The sequence below is a fragment of the Cnuella takakiae genome, assembly GCF_001953305.1.
Classification (GTDB): domain Bacteria; phylum Bacteroidota; class Bacteroidia; order Chitinophagales; family Chitinophagaceae; genus Flavisolibacter; species Flavisolibacter takakiae.
Window position 1 is genome coordinate 1473015 of record NZ_MTFE01000010.1, and the last position, 16171, is coordinate 1489185.

Genomic DNA, 16171 nt, shown 5'->3' on the forward strand with positions numbered 1-16171 from the left:
CGCATCGAGGAAGTGCTGCGTGCCCACAACGTGGTGGACGAAAACCCGCAGGGCAAAACACTGCCCCATTTCCAGCACAGCATCGAGCTGCGCAACGTGTCGTTCGACTACGACGGGCACCCCATCCTCCATAATATCAACCTCACCATTCCTAAGGGGAAGACTATTGCGCTGGTGGGCTCGTCGGGAGCAGGCAAAAGCACGCTGGCCGACCTCGTACCGCGTTTCCACGATGTGAGCAGCGGCGAGTTGCTGATCGATGGCGTGAACATCAGGGATTATTCGCTCCAGTCGGTACGCGAACAGATTTCCATTGTAACGCAGGAGCCCATCCTCTTCAACGATACCATTGCCGCCAACCTGCAGATCGGCAAGCAAAACGCTACCCCCGAAGAACTGGAGGCCGCTGCAAAAGTGGCCAATGCGCATAGTTTTATCACCAACAAGGAGCAGGGCTACCAGACCAATATCGGCGACCGGGGCTCCAAGCTCAGTGGCGGCGAACGCCAGCGCCTTACCATTGCCCGTGCCCTGGTGAAAAACCCGCCCATCCTCATCCTCGACGAGGCCACCTCTTCACTGGATACCGAAAGCGAGCGCCTGGTGCAGGACGCCATCAATAATATGATGCAGAACCGCACTTCCATCGTTATTGCCCACCGCCTCAGCACCATCCGTCACGCCGACGAGATCATTGTGCTGCAAAAAGGAAAGATCGTGGAAAGGGGTACGCACCAGCAGTTGATGGAGTTGGGTGGGTATTACCGGAAACTGGTGGAAATGCAGGAGGTAAAATAAACCTCCTGTCCCCTGCAGGGGGAACTTAGGCCGGAATGGCTGAGGGTATTAGATGGTGTCATTCAAAGTAAGTTTTGATGGGAACACAGATGAAACGGATGGAACTGATGGGAACAGATATCCGTTTCATCCGTTCTATCCGTGTTCCCATTCCGAGATCAAAAAGATAAAACCTGCTGTTTTATAGTAAACAACAATGCCCCTCTGCAGCAGAGGGGCATTGTTGTTTAAAGTTATGTGCGACCTAAGTTCCCCCTCTAGGGGGACAGGGGGTGTTTAAATTTCCCTGGCTATCACCACCTTCTGTATCTCGCTGGTGCCTTCCCCAATAGTACAGAGCTTGGCATCGCGATAATGTTTTTCTACCGGGAAATCCTTGGTATAACCATAGCCACCAAAAACCTGTACGGCATCATTGGCCACTTTCACCGACACTTCGGAAGCATAGTATTTAGCCATAGCCGAAATCTTGGTTACCGACTCACCGCGGCTCTTCAGGTCGCAGGCCTGGAGGGTGAGCAGGTCGGCGGCCTCTATTTCGGTGGCCATATCGGCCAGCTTGAATGAAATGCCCTGGAAGGAAGCGATGGGTTTGCCAAACTGGTGGCGCTCCTGTGCATATTTCACAGCAGCTTCAAAGGCGCCTTTTGCAATACCCAGGGAAAGGGAGGCTATAGAAATACGGCCGCCATCCAGCACCTTGAGCGATTGCTTAAAGCCATCGCCCACCTCGCCCAAGCGGTTCGCATCAGGAATAATGCAGTTGTCAAATACCATTTCGGCGGTTTCGGAAGCCCGCATCCCCAGCTTGTTTTCCTTTTTGCCACCGCTAAAACCGGGTGTGCCGCGCTCCACGACAAATGCTGTTGCATTGTTTTTGGTGCGGGGTTCGCCGGTACGGCAGATCACCACCGCCACATCGCCGGTAAGGCCGTGGGTGATCCAGTTCTTGGTACCGTTAATCACCCAGTTGTCGCCATTGCGCACCGCGGTGCACTGCATATTGCCCGCATCGGAGCCGGTGTTGGCCTCGGTAAGTCCCCAGGCCCCGATCCATTCGGCCGTGGCCAGTTTGGGTAAATATTTTTGTTTTTGCGTCTCGTTGCCAAACAGGAGGATATGGCCGGTGCACAGCGAGTTGTGCGCCGCAACGCTCAGGCCGATGGAGCCGTCCACCTTGGCAATTTCCTCGATGATGGCCTTGTACTCAAAATAGGAAAGACCGGCGCCGCCGTACTGCTCGGGCACCAGTACACCCATCATACCCAGCTGGCCGAGGGCTTTGAAGATATGGGTGGGGAATTCCTGGCTTTCGTCCCACTCCATTACGTGCGGACGGATCTGTTGTTGTGCAAACTCACGGGCGGCCTGTGCCACCTGCTGGGTGATTTCTGTGGTTTCGAAGTTCATGGGTGCAATCGTGATCGCAGATGGAAGGATGATGTAAGATTTCGCAGATAATTGTCTGCGACACTTGGGTTTCCACCTGCCTGGTTTATTGGGGTTAAATGTATGGTCCTTCGTAATACAAAACGCTTGCCTTGCCGTTAAGGTTGATGCAATAGTTGGCTGACAGCTAAACTAATCGTTGCATCCGGCAATATGAATTACCTGCCGGTCGTATGCCAGTTCCATACCCTGCGGCAGGTCGGCATTTACATCGGCATGGCGGCCCAACTGGTGGGAGATATGGGTAAAATAGGCCTGTGGAATTTCCAGTTCCCGCACAACGGTCATGGCTTCCAGCAGGGTGAAGTGCGAAATATGCGGCTCGTGGCGGAGGGCGTTCAGTACCAGCACATCGCTGCCCTGGATCTTGGCCCGCTCCTGTGGTTCGATGCGGTTGGCATCGGTGATATAGGTAAAGCGGCCGAAGCGAAAACCATAAACCGGCATTTTCATATGCCATACCATGATGGGCTGCACCGGGATGTCGCCGATCATAAAAGGCTCCTCGGTGATGCTGTTCAACTCCAGTTGCGGCACACCGGGGTAGCGCTTTTCGGCAAAGGCGTAGGCAAATTCCCGCATCAGCGCATCGATAGTCATCTCGTTGGCGTAGAGGTTCATCGCCCGCTTCAGGAGGAAGTTGTAAGCCCGCACATCGTCGAGGCCGGCAATATGATCTTTGTGTGGGTGGGTAAACAAAACGGCATCCAGGTGCATCACCTTTTCGCGCAGCATCTGGTAACGGAAATCGGGGGTGGTGTCCACCACAAAACTGGTGGTGGCCGACTGTACCAGGATGGAGGAACGAAGCCTTTTGTCGTGGCGGTCGGGTGAGGTACACACTGCGCAGGTACAGCCAATCATGGGTACGCCGCTGCTGGTGCCGGTGCCCAGGAAGGTGATGGTGAGTGGAGGACAGTTCACGGATGGAAGATAGTGGTTTGAGGCATTTGTGCGTGAGGCAGATTATTGATTATTGAATTATTGATTATTGGGCACCTGCGATAAGGCAATAATTAATAATAAATAATTACTCATCCGATGCACCATCCTGTTTTACCCTTGCCATTACATCATCATACACCTTACGGCTTTCAGGCGTCAGCGCTTCGGGGTCGAGGCCCAGTTGTGGAATCAGGTCGATAACCGTATTGATGCGGCCTTCCAATTGGAGGAACTTGTTGAGCACAATTACTTTCTTCTGCTCCAGGATGCAGTAGCCGCTATTGAAGGTGCCCCGCTCGTAGCGAACGATATAGCCCACTTCGGTGATGACCTTTTCTATTTTATTGAGTGTGTTTTGTGTGTATTTCATATCCGCTCCGCCGCACCCCCTGTCCCCCTGAAGGGGGAACTTAGGCCGGAAATGTTTTTATTATTTCACTCAAGCCTTATTTCAGTATGGCCTGGATTGAATGCGACTGCAAGATACAAAGAAGCATTTTTTTAAAGCCCTTCCCAACCTTTGCAGGTTGTAAGCCTTATTTAAGCGCTAACTTCCATATTTGTATTTGAAGATTAGTAAAAAACAGCATAAATGTTCGGTTATGAATGCTTTACTCCGGTTTGCAACCCGGTCTCCATTACTAATAACCCTGCTTTTTATTGGCTTAATCTACAGCATTGTTTATTGGTTATCGCCGGGTATCAGATTTCCTTTAATAACCATTTTCCCATTCATCATCATTCTTTATAAATATTATCAGTATCGTAAAGGAAACCGCCAACCACTAGAGAAGATGGCCTACTTAAGCATCATTATGGCCATTACCCTAGCAGTTCTGCTGATTGTTACCAGGCTTTTCGACTTAAGCTAATAAGCCGAATAAACCTTATCATCAAAGTTTATTGAATGGATGGAAAGTTTATTTTACCTAAAGACACGCTTACCTAAGTTCCCCTTTCAGGGGGACAGGGGGTGGGGTATTACTTCTTCACCATCGTCACCACCGGCACAATCATCTCCTCCAAACTAACTCCGCCATGTTGAAACGTGTTGCGGTAATAATTTACATAATGGTTATAGTTGTTGGGGTAACATAAAAAGGTATCCTCCCCCGCAAAGATGTAACTGGAGTTTACCGAAGGCGAAGGCAGCCCCGCCTCTTTGGGTTCGCGGAAAGCCAGTACATCTCTTTTCTCGTAGTTGAGGTTGCGGCCGTGTTTGTACCGCAGGTTGGTGGTGGTTTGCTTGTCGCCGACCACCTTGGCAGGGGTTTTTACCCGCACCGAACCGTGGTCGGTGGCCAGTACGATCTTGATATTTTTATCCGCAATCTTCTTCAATGCCTGGTGCAGGGGCGAGTGCTCGAACCAGGATGTCGTGATGCTGCGGTAGCTCACCTCGTCGCCGGCCAGTTCCTTCAGCACTTCCATCTCGGTACGGGCATGACTCAGCATATCCACGAAGTTGTACACGATCACGTTCAGGTCGTTGTTAAGCAGGTTGTGGATATTGGCCACCAGTTCGAGACCCGCCTGGTTGTTGAGTACCTTGGTATACGATACCCGCATGCTGCCCTCGCCGAGACTAGCCAGCTGGGCCCTAAAGAAAGCTTCCTCGTTCAGGTTCTTGCCACCTTCCTCATCGTCATTTTTCCAATGCTGCGGGAATTTCTTTTCAATATCGATGGGCAGCATGCCGGCGAAAATGGCGTTGCGGGCATAATGGGTAGCCGTGGGTAGGATGGCATAAAAGGTATCCTCTTCCACCACGCGGAAGCTTTCGGCAAAGATGGGCTGGATGGCCCGCCACTGATCGAAGCGGAGGTTATCGATCAGGATAAAAAAGGTGGGTACGCCCTTTTCCACCTGGGGCAGCACCTTTTCCCGCACCAGCGTGTGCGACAGCACCGGCTTATTGCCTGTTTTGCCACTTACCCAGCTGGCATAGTTGCGCGAAATGTATTTGAAGAACTCCGTGTTGGCCTCCGCCTTTTGGGTGTGAAATACCTCCTGCATCTCGGGCGAGTCGGAGCGCTGCAGGCTCAGCTCCCAGTACACCAGGTTTTTATAAATGCCCATCCACTCGTTGTAGTCGGGGTTGGCGTTGAGGGCCATAAACAGGTTGCGGAACTGCTGCTGGTAGGCCGTGGTGGTGCGTTCGGCCACCAGGCGGCGGTTGTCGATGATCTTTTTCAGCGACAGCCATACCTGGTTGGGGTTTACCGGCTTAATCAGGTAATCCGATATCTGGCTGCCGATGGCTTCATCCATCAGGTTTTCGGTTTCGTTCTTGGTGATGAGCACCACCGGGATGCTGCTGTTCACTTCCTTGATCTTTGCGAGGGTTTCCAGCCCGGTGATGCCGGGCATGCTTTCGTCCATCAACACCACGTCCACGATGTTTTCCTTGATATAATCAATGGCGTCAAAGCCATTGGTCAGGGTATGCACATCATAGCCCTTATTTTCCAGGAACATTTTCTGCGACTGCAGGCTCTCGATCTCGTCGTCTACCCAAAGGATTTTTGCCAAAGACATGGATGTGGTTTGGGGGTTTATTGTTTGGTGTTTAGGGTTGTTGTACTACAGCAAGGCTCCGGGAAAGTACGAATGAAATCGGAACCGCCGGAGGCAGGGTCATATACAAACTACAAACCACAAACTATGGCCTACTTTTGCCACCTCAACAAAGCAGGAGCATGGCCCAGGTACGCAAGATCATCAATGACCCCGTTTACGGCTTTATCACCATCGACCACCCGCTGGTAATGGAGATCATCTCGCACCCCTACTACCAGCGGCTGCGGCGGATTCACCAGATGGCTTTTGCCTCCCTGGTGTACCCCGGCGCCGTGCACACCCGCCTGCACCATAGCCTGGGCGCTTACCACCTGATGGGCCTTGCCATTTCAGAGCTGCGCAATAAGGGCACGGAGATCACGCCCGACGAGGAACTGGCAGCCAAGATTGCCATCCTGCTCCACGATATCGGGCATGGACCTTACTCGCATGCCCTGGAGCGCAAGCTGATCCGCGGGGTGCACCACGAGGAAATTTCCACCCTGATCCTGGAACTGCTCAATGATAAGTTTGGCGGCGAGCTGGACCTGGCCATTGAAATTTTCAAAGGCACCTACCACAAAAAGTTTCTCCACCAACTGGTGTCGGGACAGCTGGATGTGGACCGTATGGACTACCTCAGCCGCGATTCTTTTTATACCGGCGTATCAGAAGGCGTGATCGGCTACGATCGCATTTTGAAAATGTTGGTGGTGCATGAGGGCGAGCTGATGGTGGAGGAAAAAGCCATCTACTCCGTTGAAAAGTTCCTGGTGGCCCGCCGCCTGATGTACTGGCAGGTGTACCTTCACAAAACCGTGGTGGCCGCCGAAAAGATGCTGGTGCGCACCATCGACCGGGCGCAGGAACTCACTGCCGCCGGCATCGACCTGCCCGTGGCCTCGCCGGCACTGGCCTTTTTCCTGAAAGAACACCAGCCCGACGGCAATTTCCTCAGGCACCTGGAGAAGTTCTGCCAGATGGATGATACCGATATCATGTGCACCCTCAAGCAATGGGGCTATTATATCGACCCGGTGCTGGGTCGCCTAAGCCGGGGCCTTACCGACCGCAGGCTGCTCAAAATTCATTACCGAAACCAGCCCTTTACCGATGCCGAAGTGCAGGAGAAGCGCCAGGAAGTAATGGAAAGGCTGCGCCTCAACGAAGCGGAGGCAACCTATCTGGCCTTTGCCGGCGAAGCCAAAAACACCACCTACAACCCCGCCAACGAACATATTCGCATCTTATTTAAGAACAACCGGGTGGCCGATATTTCAGAGGTGGACAATGCCCTGATTATGCAGCATATGGCCGCCCCTGTCAAAAAATACTACCTTTGCCACCTCAGATAGGCAAGACCCAAAAGGTAAATTTCAGAAAGGCCCGCACTAGCCACGGCTTTTTTGCCGTTTGTACCAGAATGAACGAGGTTTTGATTTTGCCTTTTGACTTTTGACTTTTTACTTTATCAGAATATGCAGTTTACAGCCGCCCAGATATCTTTAATTATTCAGGGGAAAATTGAGGGAAATGCAGACGCTGCGGTTGATTCCTTTGGCAAGATCGAAGAGGCGAAGCCTAACCAACTGACCTTTTTGGCTAATCCCAAATACGAGGAATTTCTTTATTCCACCAACGCTTCTATCGTTATTTTAAACGAAGCTTACGAGCTGAAAGAGCCCATTGCGCCTACGCTGATCCGGGTGCCCGATGCCTATAGCGCCTTTGCACTGCTGCTGAGCAAGTACCAGGAAATGGCTGCCCAGCAAATGAAAGGCATCCAGCAGCCTTCCTATATTCCCGATTCTGCAGAGATCGGTGAAAATGTATTTATTGGTGCTTTTGCCTATTTCGGGCAAAATGTAAAAGTGGGCGCCAATACCAAAATTTATCCCAACGCTTTTATTGGCGATAATGTACAGATCGGCGACAACTGCGTGATCCATCCCGGCGTGAAGATCTATTATGGCTGTATTCTCCGCAACAATGTGGTGATCCATGCAGGCACCGTGATTGGTTCCGACGGCTTTGGCTTTGCGCCGCAAGCCGACGGCTCTTACAAAAAAGTACCCCAGATCGGTAATGTAGTGGTTGAAGATGGCGTTGAGATTGGCGCCAACACCACCATCGACCGGGCAACCATTGGTTCAACCATCATTAAAGCGGGCGCCAAACTCGACAACCTGATCCAGATCGCCCACAATGTGGAGGTGGGCAACAATACCGTGATCGCCGCCCAGGCAGGTGTTTCGGGTTCTACCAAGATCGGCGATAATGTAATGATCGGCGGACAGGCCGGGCTGGTAGGTCATATCCAGATTGCCGACGGCAGCCGCATCAATGCCCAGAGCGGTGTGAGCAAATCGCTTAAAACGCCCGGCACCACCGTTACCGGCTCTCCTGCCCACGACTACAGCTCGGTGCTTCGCAGCCAGGCCGTTTTCCGCAACCTGCCCAACCTCGAAAAGCGTATTTACGAGCTGGAAGAGTTGGTAAAGCAGTTGATGGCGGAGAAGGTTTAGGTTGAGGAGCAGGTTTAGGTTTAGAACTGAAGGAAATTTTTAAGATAGGAAGGAGGCTGATGGCCTCCTTTATTTTTTTTACCGCTATCCTTCCTGATAAACCACAAATTATTTCCAACCACTTACGCCAACAAGAATGCTGGGTTGTAAATAGAAAACTGGGATTGCACCAAGTGAATACATTGTGGTTCTTCTATTTCATTGTTGGCCAGAAACGGCCCATCACTAACTCCCCTGCACTCAGGAATGGCAACCAGGCATATCGTAGTCTGGCTTTTATGGTTGCGTGAAGCAGCGGCAGCCCGTAGGGCTTAAATCTGAATAGCCGCCGGTTGCACCGGCGGGAAACAAGGCGCCGGCTGAATGCCAAATGCCCAACCCCGTAGGGGTTGAATAATACAGGTGCTCAAGGTTCAACCCCCAAGGGGTTGGCCGTTATAGGGTTGCGCTTTCTTTGCCATCCGCCGGTTGCACCGGCGGCTATTTGAATTGAAGCCCTATGGGCTTTACAGAACCTTGACGGATTACCGGGATATAATGCCAGGGGTATCTGTTTCTTTTACCTCCATTCCAAACTTAATCTAAACCGCTCCCTCAACCTTTGATTGATGCTTCCTGCTGATCAATCTCCAACCTACTCCCAATAGCACCACTGAAAACCCCAGGAACCCAAAGTTCCAGGCTGCCACATTTCCGGTTATCTCCCGCACATTGTGCAGCTTTAGGATGTGGTGATCCATCAGTCCCTCCAGAATATTGAAAAGGCCCCAGCCTGCCAGCAGTCCGCCCCACAACAGGTTACCGCTGCGGTCGGCATCGGCACGCCGGCCTGTTTTCCAAAGCATTACTACCCCCACTAGCACTACCAGCAGGCAAAAAGCATGGAAAATGCCATCCCAAAACATATTCACGGTTTTAGCCACGAGGTCGGTAGGAGGGATCTTGTTGCTCAGCATTTCGTGCCATTGCAGTATTTGGTGCAGCATGATGCCATCTATAAAGCCGCCTAGGCCGATGCCCAGCACCAGGGCTGCCGTTGCCAGTGGCATGAGGTTGTATACCGTTGCTGGTCCCTGCACACCAGAAGGTTGATGGTATCGTTTACCAAAGAGCCAGGCCAGGCCGCCCACAATTGCTGCCAGCAGGATAAAGGGCGACAGCATAGCCAACAGGTTGGGGTAAAACTGGCTGTCGAAGATGGCTTCCTGCACTTTTTTGTTGCAGGTGATACAGGCTTGCAGGGGTGGCCCCACCGTTAGGAACAGGGGCAATAACAAGAGGGCTTTATTGTGGTTTTGCATCAACCGGTTTTACCCGTTCAGCAACAAGAATAGGACCGCCTGCCAAAAGGGGCTGAAATGGGCGGTTTTTGGGGATAAAATGGCAGGTTTTTAACGGCTGTACACATGGCAGAGCGGCCCATTTTCGGTACATTTGCCCACTTGTGGACTCCTCCACAGGAATAGCAAAATTCAAAGCGAAACATGAGCGAATTAATTGAAACCATACCTACCCCTGAAACACCCGCCGCAGCACCCAGTTATGGTGCCGACAGTATTCAGGTACTGGAAGGTCTGGAAGCCGTGCGCAAGCGCCCGGCGATGTATATTGGCGATATCGGTGTAAAAGGCTTGCACCACCTCGTTTATGAGGTAGTGGACAACTCCATTGACGAAGCCCTTGCCGGTTATTGTAAGAACATCACAGTTAACATACACGAAGACAATTCCATTTCCGTTTCCGATGATGGCCGGGGTATCCCCACCGCCATGCACACCAAGGAAAAGCGTTCGGCGCTGGAAGTGGTACTTACCGTACTGCACGCAGGTGGTAAGTTCGACAAAGGCTCCTACAAAGTATCGGGCGGTTTGCACGGTGTGGGTGTGAGTTGCGTAAACGCATTGTCCACCAAGCTGCACGTTACCGTTCGCCGCGAAGGCAAGGTCTTCGAGCAGGAGTACGGTATTGGCGCTCCCAAATACCCTGTGCGGGAAATTGGTACTGCCGACACTACCGGTACCACCGTTCACTTCTGGCCCGATGATACCATCTTCACTACCACTACCTACAATAAAGACATCCTCGAAGGCCGTTTGCGTGAGCTGGCCTACCTTAACCGCGGTATCCGCATCATCCTCAACGATTTTCGCGAGCAGGATGAAGAAACCGGAACTACCTATACCAATACTTTCTTCAGCGAAGGCGGTATCACCGAGTTTATCGAGATGCTGGACGGCAATGCCGGCCGCGCACCGCTGATCCCCAACGTGGTGTACGTGGAAGGCCACGACGAAAAAACCAATGTACACGTAGAAGTAGCCACCCTGTACAACGATGGCTACCACGAGCATATCTATTCTTACGTAAACAATATCAACACCATCGAAGGTGGTACACACGTTGCCGGTTTCCGCCGTGCTTTGACCCGTGTGTTCAAATCTTATGGCGACAAGAACGGGCTTTTTGAAAAAGCCAAGGTTACCATTGAAGGCGACGACTTCCGTGAAGGCCTGAGCGCCATTATTTCGGTAAAAGTACCCGAGCCCCAGTTTGAAGGCCAAACCAAGACCAAGCTGGGTAACAGCGAGGTGAGCGGTGTGGTGGACAGTACTGTTAGCCGTGTGCTGGAAGCTTACCTGGAAGAAAATCCCAAGGAAGCCAAGAACATCATCAACAAGGTGATTTTGGCAGCCCAGGCCCGTGCCGCTGCCAAGAAAGCCCGCGAGATGGTGCAGCGTAAATCGGTACTGAGCGGTGGTGGCCTCCCCGGCAAACTGGCCGACTGCTCCGAACGCGACGCTGAAAAATGCGAGCTCTACCTGGTGGAAGGTGACTCGGCGGGCGGTACTGCCAAGCAGGGCCGCGACCGCAGTTTCCAGGCCATCCTGCCCCTGCGTGGTAAAATCCTGAACGTGGAGAAGGCCATGGAGCACAAGATCTACGAGAACGAGGAAATCCGCAACATGTACACCGCCCTTGGTGTAACCGTGGGAACCCCCGAAGACCCCAAGGCGCTCAACATTACCAAGCTCCGTTACCACAAGCTGATCATCATGACGGATGCCGACGTGGATGGAAGCCACATCGCCACCCTGATCCTCACCTTTATCTACCGCTACATGAAAGAGATGGTAGAGCAGGGTTATGTATACCTGGCCCAGCCGCCGCTTTACCTGGTAAAACGTGGTAAGGAGCAGGCCTACGCTTACAACGAAGAGCAACGCAAAGCCCTGGTGGAAAAGCTGGGTGCCGGTAAGGAAGACAGCGTAACCATCCAGCGCTATAAGGGTCTGGGTGAAATGAACGCCGACCAGCTGTGGGATACCACCATGAACCCTGATACACGTACCCTGAAGCAGGTAACCATCGACAGTGCCGCCGAGGCCGACCGCATCTTCAGCATGCTGATGGGTGACGAAGTGGCCCCCCGCCGCGAGTTCATCGAGAGCCATGCGAAGTATGCACGTATCGATGCTTAAGTTTTGTCCAACTTGTTCATAATAAAAAAGTGGTTTCCATCCGGAACCACTTTTTTTATTGCTTTTATATAAAACTCTATTTAGGGGAAAGGGCACCTTTGCGCTCCCTGCTTCAGTTGGCAGCAAAAAACTTTTCCCTGAATTTTTGATACAATTGGGGTAAACTCATCGTAGTTGCTTTGCTGGCCTGTATCATCAGGCTTTTATAACCCGTAGGCCTGGTGTTGAAGGCGTATTGCAATAAGGCAGGAACCATCCGCTCAATCAAATCAATATGCGCTTGTGAGGTCCTGCGCTTTGCTTCGGGTATGCTGTAAAAAAGGGATATGATTTCATGGCTGTTGATGATGTAAAAGCGCTCCGTTCCCCGCAGGTCTAATGACTGCTCAATTGCCGACAGCCATCCGCCAACCCGCTGCTCCAGGTAAAATCGATCCCGCCAGTCCAGGCCTTCGGTAGGTGTATGTTCCACCCATTTCATCCACTCCTTCAGAGCTTGTATATAAAAGTTATCCTCATCATGCGGAAGCCGGTACCTTTTGCGCAGGGAGGCAATTTCCATCGGCGGATCAAACCAGTTGTATCCAAAACATTTGGCAACGCCGAAAACGCCACCCCTTAGTATCAGGTCACCTTTTCCAAAATGATCCCATTGGCCATGGGTAAACATCTCTTTGTCCGCATCGTCAATATTGCCTGCAGTATGTGCTGTATAAAGCCTTTCCTTTTCTGCCGAAAAAGGACCCTTTTTGATGTACTGATGTTTTACCTGCAGTGCGCGTGCAATTTTTGGTGGCAGGTCAAAATCGGTAAGCGTGAGGTGTTTGTGATCCTGGGTGTAGGTAGCAAAACTGATCTTGGCAGTGTGGCATGCCGCTGCAATCAACCTGGAGTCGTAGCCTGACGTAAGGGGTAGCAAAATCCTTTTCCTGGTTTGGTACAGGTTGGAAAGCGAAGTGATAAACCGGTCCTGTATCCGGTCCAGCACTTCGGGGTAAGACAGTTCCGGGATTGGCTTAGGTAAAGGCCGGTAAACAGGCTGGAAGGTTTGCAGGTTGAGAGTCTGGCTGGGCAGCAATTTATACACCCCTTCAAACCTGCTTAAGGGCAAAGGGTACCATTCCACGCCCCGGCGGTGTTTCAGCACTTCGGGGCGGGGAACAAGACCTTCAATTTCCTGGAGGAGCGCCAGGCTGCCGGACACCCATTTGCGCCCATTCACCAGGGTATAAAAACAACCGATCAGGCCACTGCAATCAAGGTGAATTTCATCGTTGCCAATCAGCAGCCACCTGCCATTCCAGGTTTTATAATGTTCCTTTATTTCCGAGGTCCGTGCTTTTTTTATAACGGTAAGCGGGTCTTCGCTCAGGCGGTCCGAATGAACAGCTATACCCATCAGCCACCACGATATTCCGTCAGCGTCTACAGCTTGTTCAACCCTTAGTTCCGAACAATGCATCAGCAAAAAACCGGCATTGATCTTAACAGTCTGCCAGTCTGCATTCACTGGTGCTGCGCCTGTTCCAATTAAGTACTGCATTTTGTGCATCATCTGGGAAAGAATTTCTGATCAGGAAATCGAATAGTTTACAAGACGCTACACAGATTAGCCTGAAGGTTTTTTTACAGCACAATCTGTAGCAGCCAGGCTGGTAGTGGTTTGTATACCGAAAAGCCAGCAAGGGCATTGGGGAATATTGTTTAAAAAGGGTAGGGAGCAAGCGAGTGGTTATTGGCAAAGCACAGGCCAATGGATGCCTTTCGTTTGCTCTGTTGATAGCAAGGGATTGGGTTTACGCTACACTTGCGTAAGGGTGCAAGCAATTAGTAAACCAAGCGCAGGCTGGGTGCATATTTGCTATGCTTACCCTGCCGTTAAAAAAAGGAACATAACCTAATCCGGCCGGCCCTATTTTTACGCCACTTAATTTTTCCCGATGACCTATACCGCTAACGACCAACGCTATGCCGCCATGCAATACCGCCGCACGGGCCGCAGTGGCCTCAAGCTGCCCGCACTTTCGTTGGGCCTGTGGCACAACTTCGGCGAGGTAGACACCCTGGCCAATTGCCGCGACATTATCTATACTGCATTCGACCATGGTATTACGCACATTGACCTGGCCAACAATTACGGCCCGCCTCCCGGAGCTGCAGAAGAAACCTTTGGAAGGATCTTCGCTTCCGGCCTCCAGCCTTACCGCGATGAGCTGATTATATCCACCAAGGCCGGCTGGCCCATGTGGCCCGGGCCTTATGGCGACCTGGGTTCTAAAAAATACCTGGTGGCCTCCCTCGATCAAAGCCTGAAAAGAATGGGGTTGGATTATGTAGATATTTTTTACCACCACCGCCCCGATCCCGATACGCCGCTGTACGAAACCATGTCCGCACTCGACGGTATCGTGCGGCAGGGCAAGGCACTGTATGTAGGCATCAGCAGTTACGGACCGGCAGAAGCTGCCGAGGCTTTTAAAATTTTGCGCTCCCTGGGTACACCTTGTCTGATCCACCAACCCAAGTACTCGATGCTGGACCGCTGGATTGAAGACGGCCTGCTGGATGTGCTGGAGCAGGACGGTGTCGGCTGTATTACCTTTTCATCGCTGGCGCAGGGCCTGCTCACCAACAAATACCTCAACGGCATCCCGGCCGACTCACGTGCCGCACGCCCCCTGGGCAACGGCGCCATTGAGGCCGATGCCATCACCGATGCCAATATTGAGAAGGTACGGCGCCTCAACACCCTTGCGGAGCAAAGAGGCCAGTCGCTGGCGCAGATGTCGCTGGCCTGGGTGCTTAAAGACCCGCGCATCACATCGGTGGTGATTGGCGCTTCCAAAGCTTCCCAGGTTTTGGATTCGATCAAATGCCTCAACAACCCGAACTTTGCGGCCCAGGAGCTGGAAGCAATTGAAGCCATCCTGAAAGGATAAGGATTTTGGATGTGGGATATCGGATTTCGGAGCGCTTGAAACAGTAATACGCTTACTGGTGCTGAGAACTGCCGAAATCCGAAATCCCACATCCGGAAATCCCTGTCGGTATATTTTTTACAGTAAACAACATCATGGTACAATCAAACCCTTTCAACGTTGCGGCTGTGGCCGCTACTTTTCGTGAAGCCTACGGCACCGAACCCCTGGTGGTACGTTCGCCGGGACGGGTAAACATCATTGGCGAGCACACCGATTACAACGAGGGTTTTGTATTGCCTGCAGCCATTGACAAGGCCATTTATGTAGCCATCGGCAAAAGGGACGACGATACCATTAAGCTTTTCTCCCGTGAGTTTGGCCAGAGCCATACCACCACGCTTTCGGATGTACACCCCACCCGGGGCTGGGCCAACTATATCCTTGGCGTGGTAGATCAACTGCAGAAGCGCGGTTATAAACTGGGCGGCTTCAACCTGGTATTTGACGGCGATGTACCTATCGGCGCCGGGCTTTCCTCTTCAGCGGCTGTGGAGTGCGCTGCAACCATGGCCCTCAGCGAACTGTTTGGCCTGGGCGTAGCGCGCCGCGAGATCACCGATATTGCCCAGAAAGCCGAGCATACTTATGCTGGTGTTCGGGTAGGCATCATGGATATGTTTGCCTCTGTTTTTGGCAAGAAGAACCATGTGATCAAACTGGATTGCCGCAGCATGGAGTACGAATATGTGCCCCTGAATATGGAAGGTGTGCGCATCGTATTGCTTAATACCAATGTAAACCACTCCCTGGCTTCCTCCGAATACAATACCCGCAGGCAGGAATGCGAGCAGGGTGTAGCCTGGATCAAAGAACAGCATCCTGAAGTGCATAGCCTGCGCGATGCTACACTTGAGATGCTGGACCAGCATGTAGCACCCAGGAGCAAGGTTGTGGACAAACGCTGCCGTTATGTGATCGAAGAAATCCAGCGCCTGCAGGCAGGTTGCGAAGACCTGCGCAACGGCCACCTGGAAGACCTGGGACAAAAGATGTTTGCAACCCATGATGGATTGAGCAAACAATATGAAGTAAGCTGCAAAGAGCTGGACTTCCTGGTCGATCATGTGCGCAACAATCCCGCAGTGCTGGGTGCCCGTATGATGGGTGGCGGCTTTGGCGGCTGTACCATCAACCTGGTAAAAGAAGAAGCGATCGAAGACCTGATTGCATCGGCTACCAAGGCCTATAAAGATGGTATGGGCATGGACCTTACAGCTTATGTAGCGCAGGTGGAAGATGGCACTTCGGTGATCAGCAGGCCGTAATGAGTGATGAATGATGAGTAATGAGTTTTTATAACAAAAGTTTTAATGTACATCAATAGAAAAGCCGGCAATCATGTGCCGGCTTTTCTATTTGGAACCTGTCATGCCGAACTTGTTTCGGCATCCCCCCTGCTTTCGCAAACTCCGAGAAAAGAAGGAGATGCCGAAAC

12 protein-coding genes are annotated in these 16171 nt (G+C 51.9%); 6 read left to right on the top strand and 6 right to left on the bottom strand.

All coding sequences use genetic code 11. The features are described from left to right. Positions 1 to 798, top strand: a 798-nt coding sequence (locus BUE76_RS25075; RefSeq protein WP_254049522.1) for an ABC transporter ATP-binding protein, incomplete at its 5' end; no start/stop codon positions are given. Positions 799 to 1074: 276 nt separating this feature from the next. On the opposite strand, the gene BUE76_RS06730 is transcribed toward BUE76_RS25075, so the two are convergent. The 4 genes from BUE76_RS06730 to porX all read right to left on the bottom strand — a co-directional run bounded on the left by BUE76_RS06730 (position 1075) and on the right by porX (position 5730). Then, entirely contained in the window at positions 1075 to 2208 is a 1134-nt protein-coding gene (locus tag BUE76_RS06730) for an acyl-CoA dehydrogenase family protein (protein WP_073040612.1), read from the bottom strand. Between the two features lie 171 nt (positions 2209 to 2379). Continuing rightward, positions 2380 to 3171 carry an MBL fold metallo-hydrolase gene (locus BUE76_RS06735; RefSeq protein ID WP_083596370.1) on the bottom strand — a complete coding sequence of 264 codons (792 nt, stop codon included), beginning with the start codon at positions 3169 to 3171 and terminating at the stop codon, positions 2380 to 2382. A 106-nt stretch (positions 3172 to 3277) separates the two neighbouring features. Continuing rightward, positions 3278 to 3562 carry a hypothetical protein gene (locus tag BUE76_RS06740; RefSeq protein ID WP_073040609.1) on the bottom strand — a complete coding sequence of 95 codons (285 nt, stop codon included), beginning with the start codon at positions 3560 to 3562 and terminating at the stop codon, positions 3278 to 3280. 611 nt (positions 3563 to 4173) lie between these two features. Next, positions 4174 to 5730: a T9SS response regulator signal transducer PorX gene (gene porX / locus BUE76_RS06750; protein WP_073040605.1), complete on the bottom strand. Its 1557-nt coding sequence runs from the start codon at positions 5728 to 5730 to the stop codon at positions 4174 to 4176. A gap of 161 nt (positions 5731 to 5891) precedes the next feature. Here porX and BUE76_RS06755 point away from each other — a divergent pair, with 161 nt between their 5' ends. Next, a complete protein-coding gene (locus tag BUE76_RS06755; RefSeq protein WP_073040604.1) occupies positions 5892 to 7106 on the top strand; it encodes an HD domain-containing protein in 1215 nt (404 codons plus the stop codon). A gap of 123 nt (positions 7107 to 7229) precedes the next feature. Then, positions 7230 to 8276 (top strand): UDP-3-O-(3-hydroxymyristoyl)glucosamine N-acyltransferase, encoded by a 1047-nt coding sequence (gene lpxD, locus BUE76_RS06760; RefSeq protein ID WP_073040601.1) that lies wholly within the window; start codon positions 7230 to 7232, stop codon positions 8274 to 8276. A gap of 581 nt (positions 8277 to 8857) precedes the next feature. Here the strand turns inward: lpxD and BUE76_RS06765 are convergent. After that, a complete protein-coding gene (locus BUE76_RS06765; protein ID WP_216820636.1) occupies positions 8858 to 9577 on the bottom strand; it encodes a DUF2243 domain-containing protein in 720 nt (239 codons plus the stop codon). 183 nt (positions 9578 to 9760) lie between these two features. Here BUE76_RS06765 and gyrB point away from each other — a divergent pair, with 183 nt between their 5' ends. Further along, positions 9761 to 11755 (top strand): DNA topoisomerase (ATP-hydrolyzing) subunit B, encoded by a 1995-nt coding sequence (gene gyrB, locus BUE76_RS06770; RefSeq protein ID WP_073040600.1) that lies wholly within the window; start codon positions 9761 to 9763, stop codon positions 11753 to 11755. A gap of 112 nt (positions 11756 to 11867) precedes the next feature. Here the strand turns inward: gyrB and BUE76_RS06775 are convergent, their stop codons facing one another. Next, positions 11868 to 13310 (bottom strand): hypothetical protein, encoded by a 1443-nt coding sequence (locus BUE76_RS06775; RefSeq protein WP_073040598.1) that lies wholly within the window; start codon positions 13308 to 13310, stop codon positions 11868 to 11870. A gap of 385 nt (positions 13311 to 13695) precedes the next feature. On the opposite strand from BUE76_RS06775, the gene mgrA reads away from it, so the two are divergent. Continuing rightward, on the top strand, positions 13696 to 14694 hold the full coding sequence (gene mgrA, locus BUE76_RS06780; RefSeq protein ID WP_073040596.1) for an L-glyceraldehyde 3-phosphate reductase: 999 nt from the start codon (positions 13696 to 13698) through the stop codon (positions 14692 to 14694). 134 nt (positions 14695 to 14828) lie between these two features. Then, positions 14829 to 16001, top strand: a complete 1173-nt coding sequence (gene galK, locus BUE76_RS06785; protein WP_083596369.1) for a galactokinase — start codon at positions 14829 to 14831, stop codon at positions 15999 to 16001. Positions 16002 to 16171 lie beyond the last annotated feature (170 nt).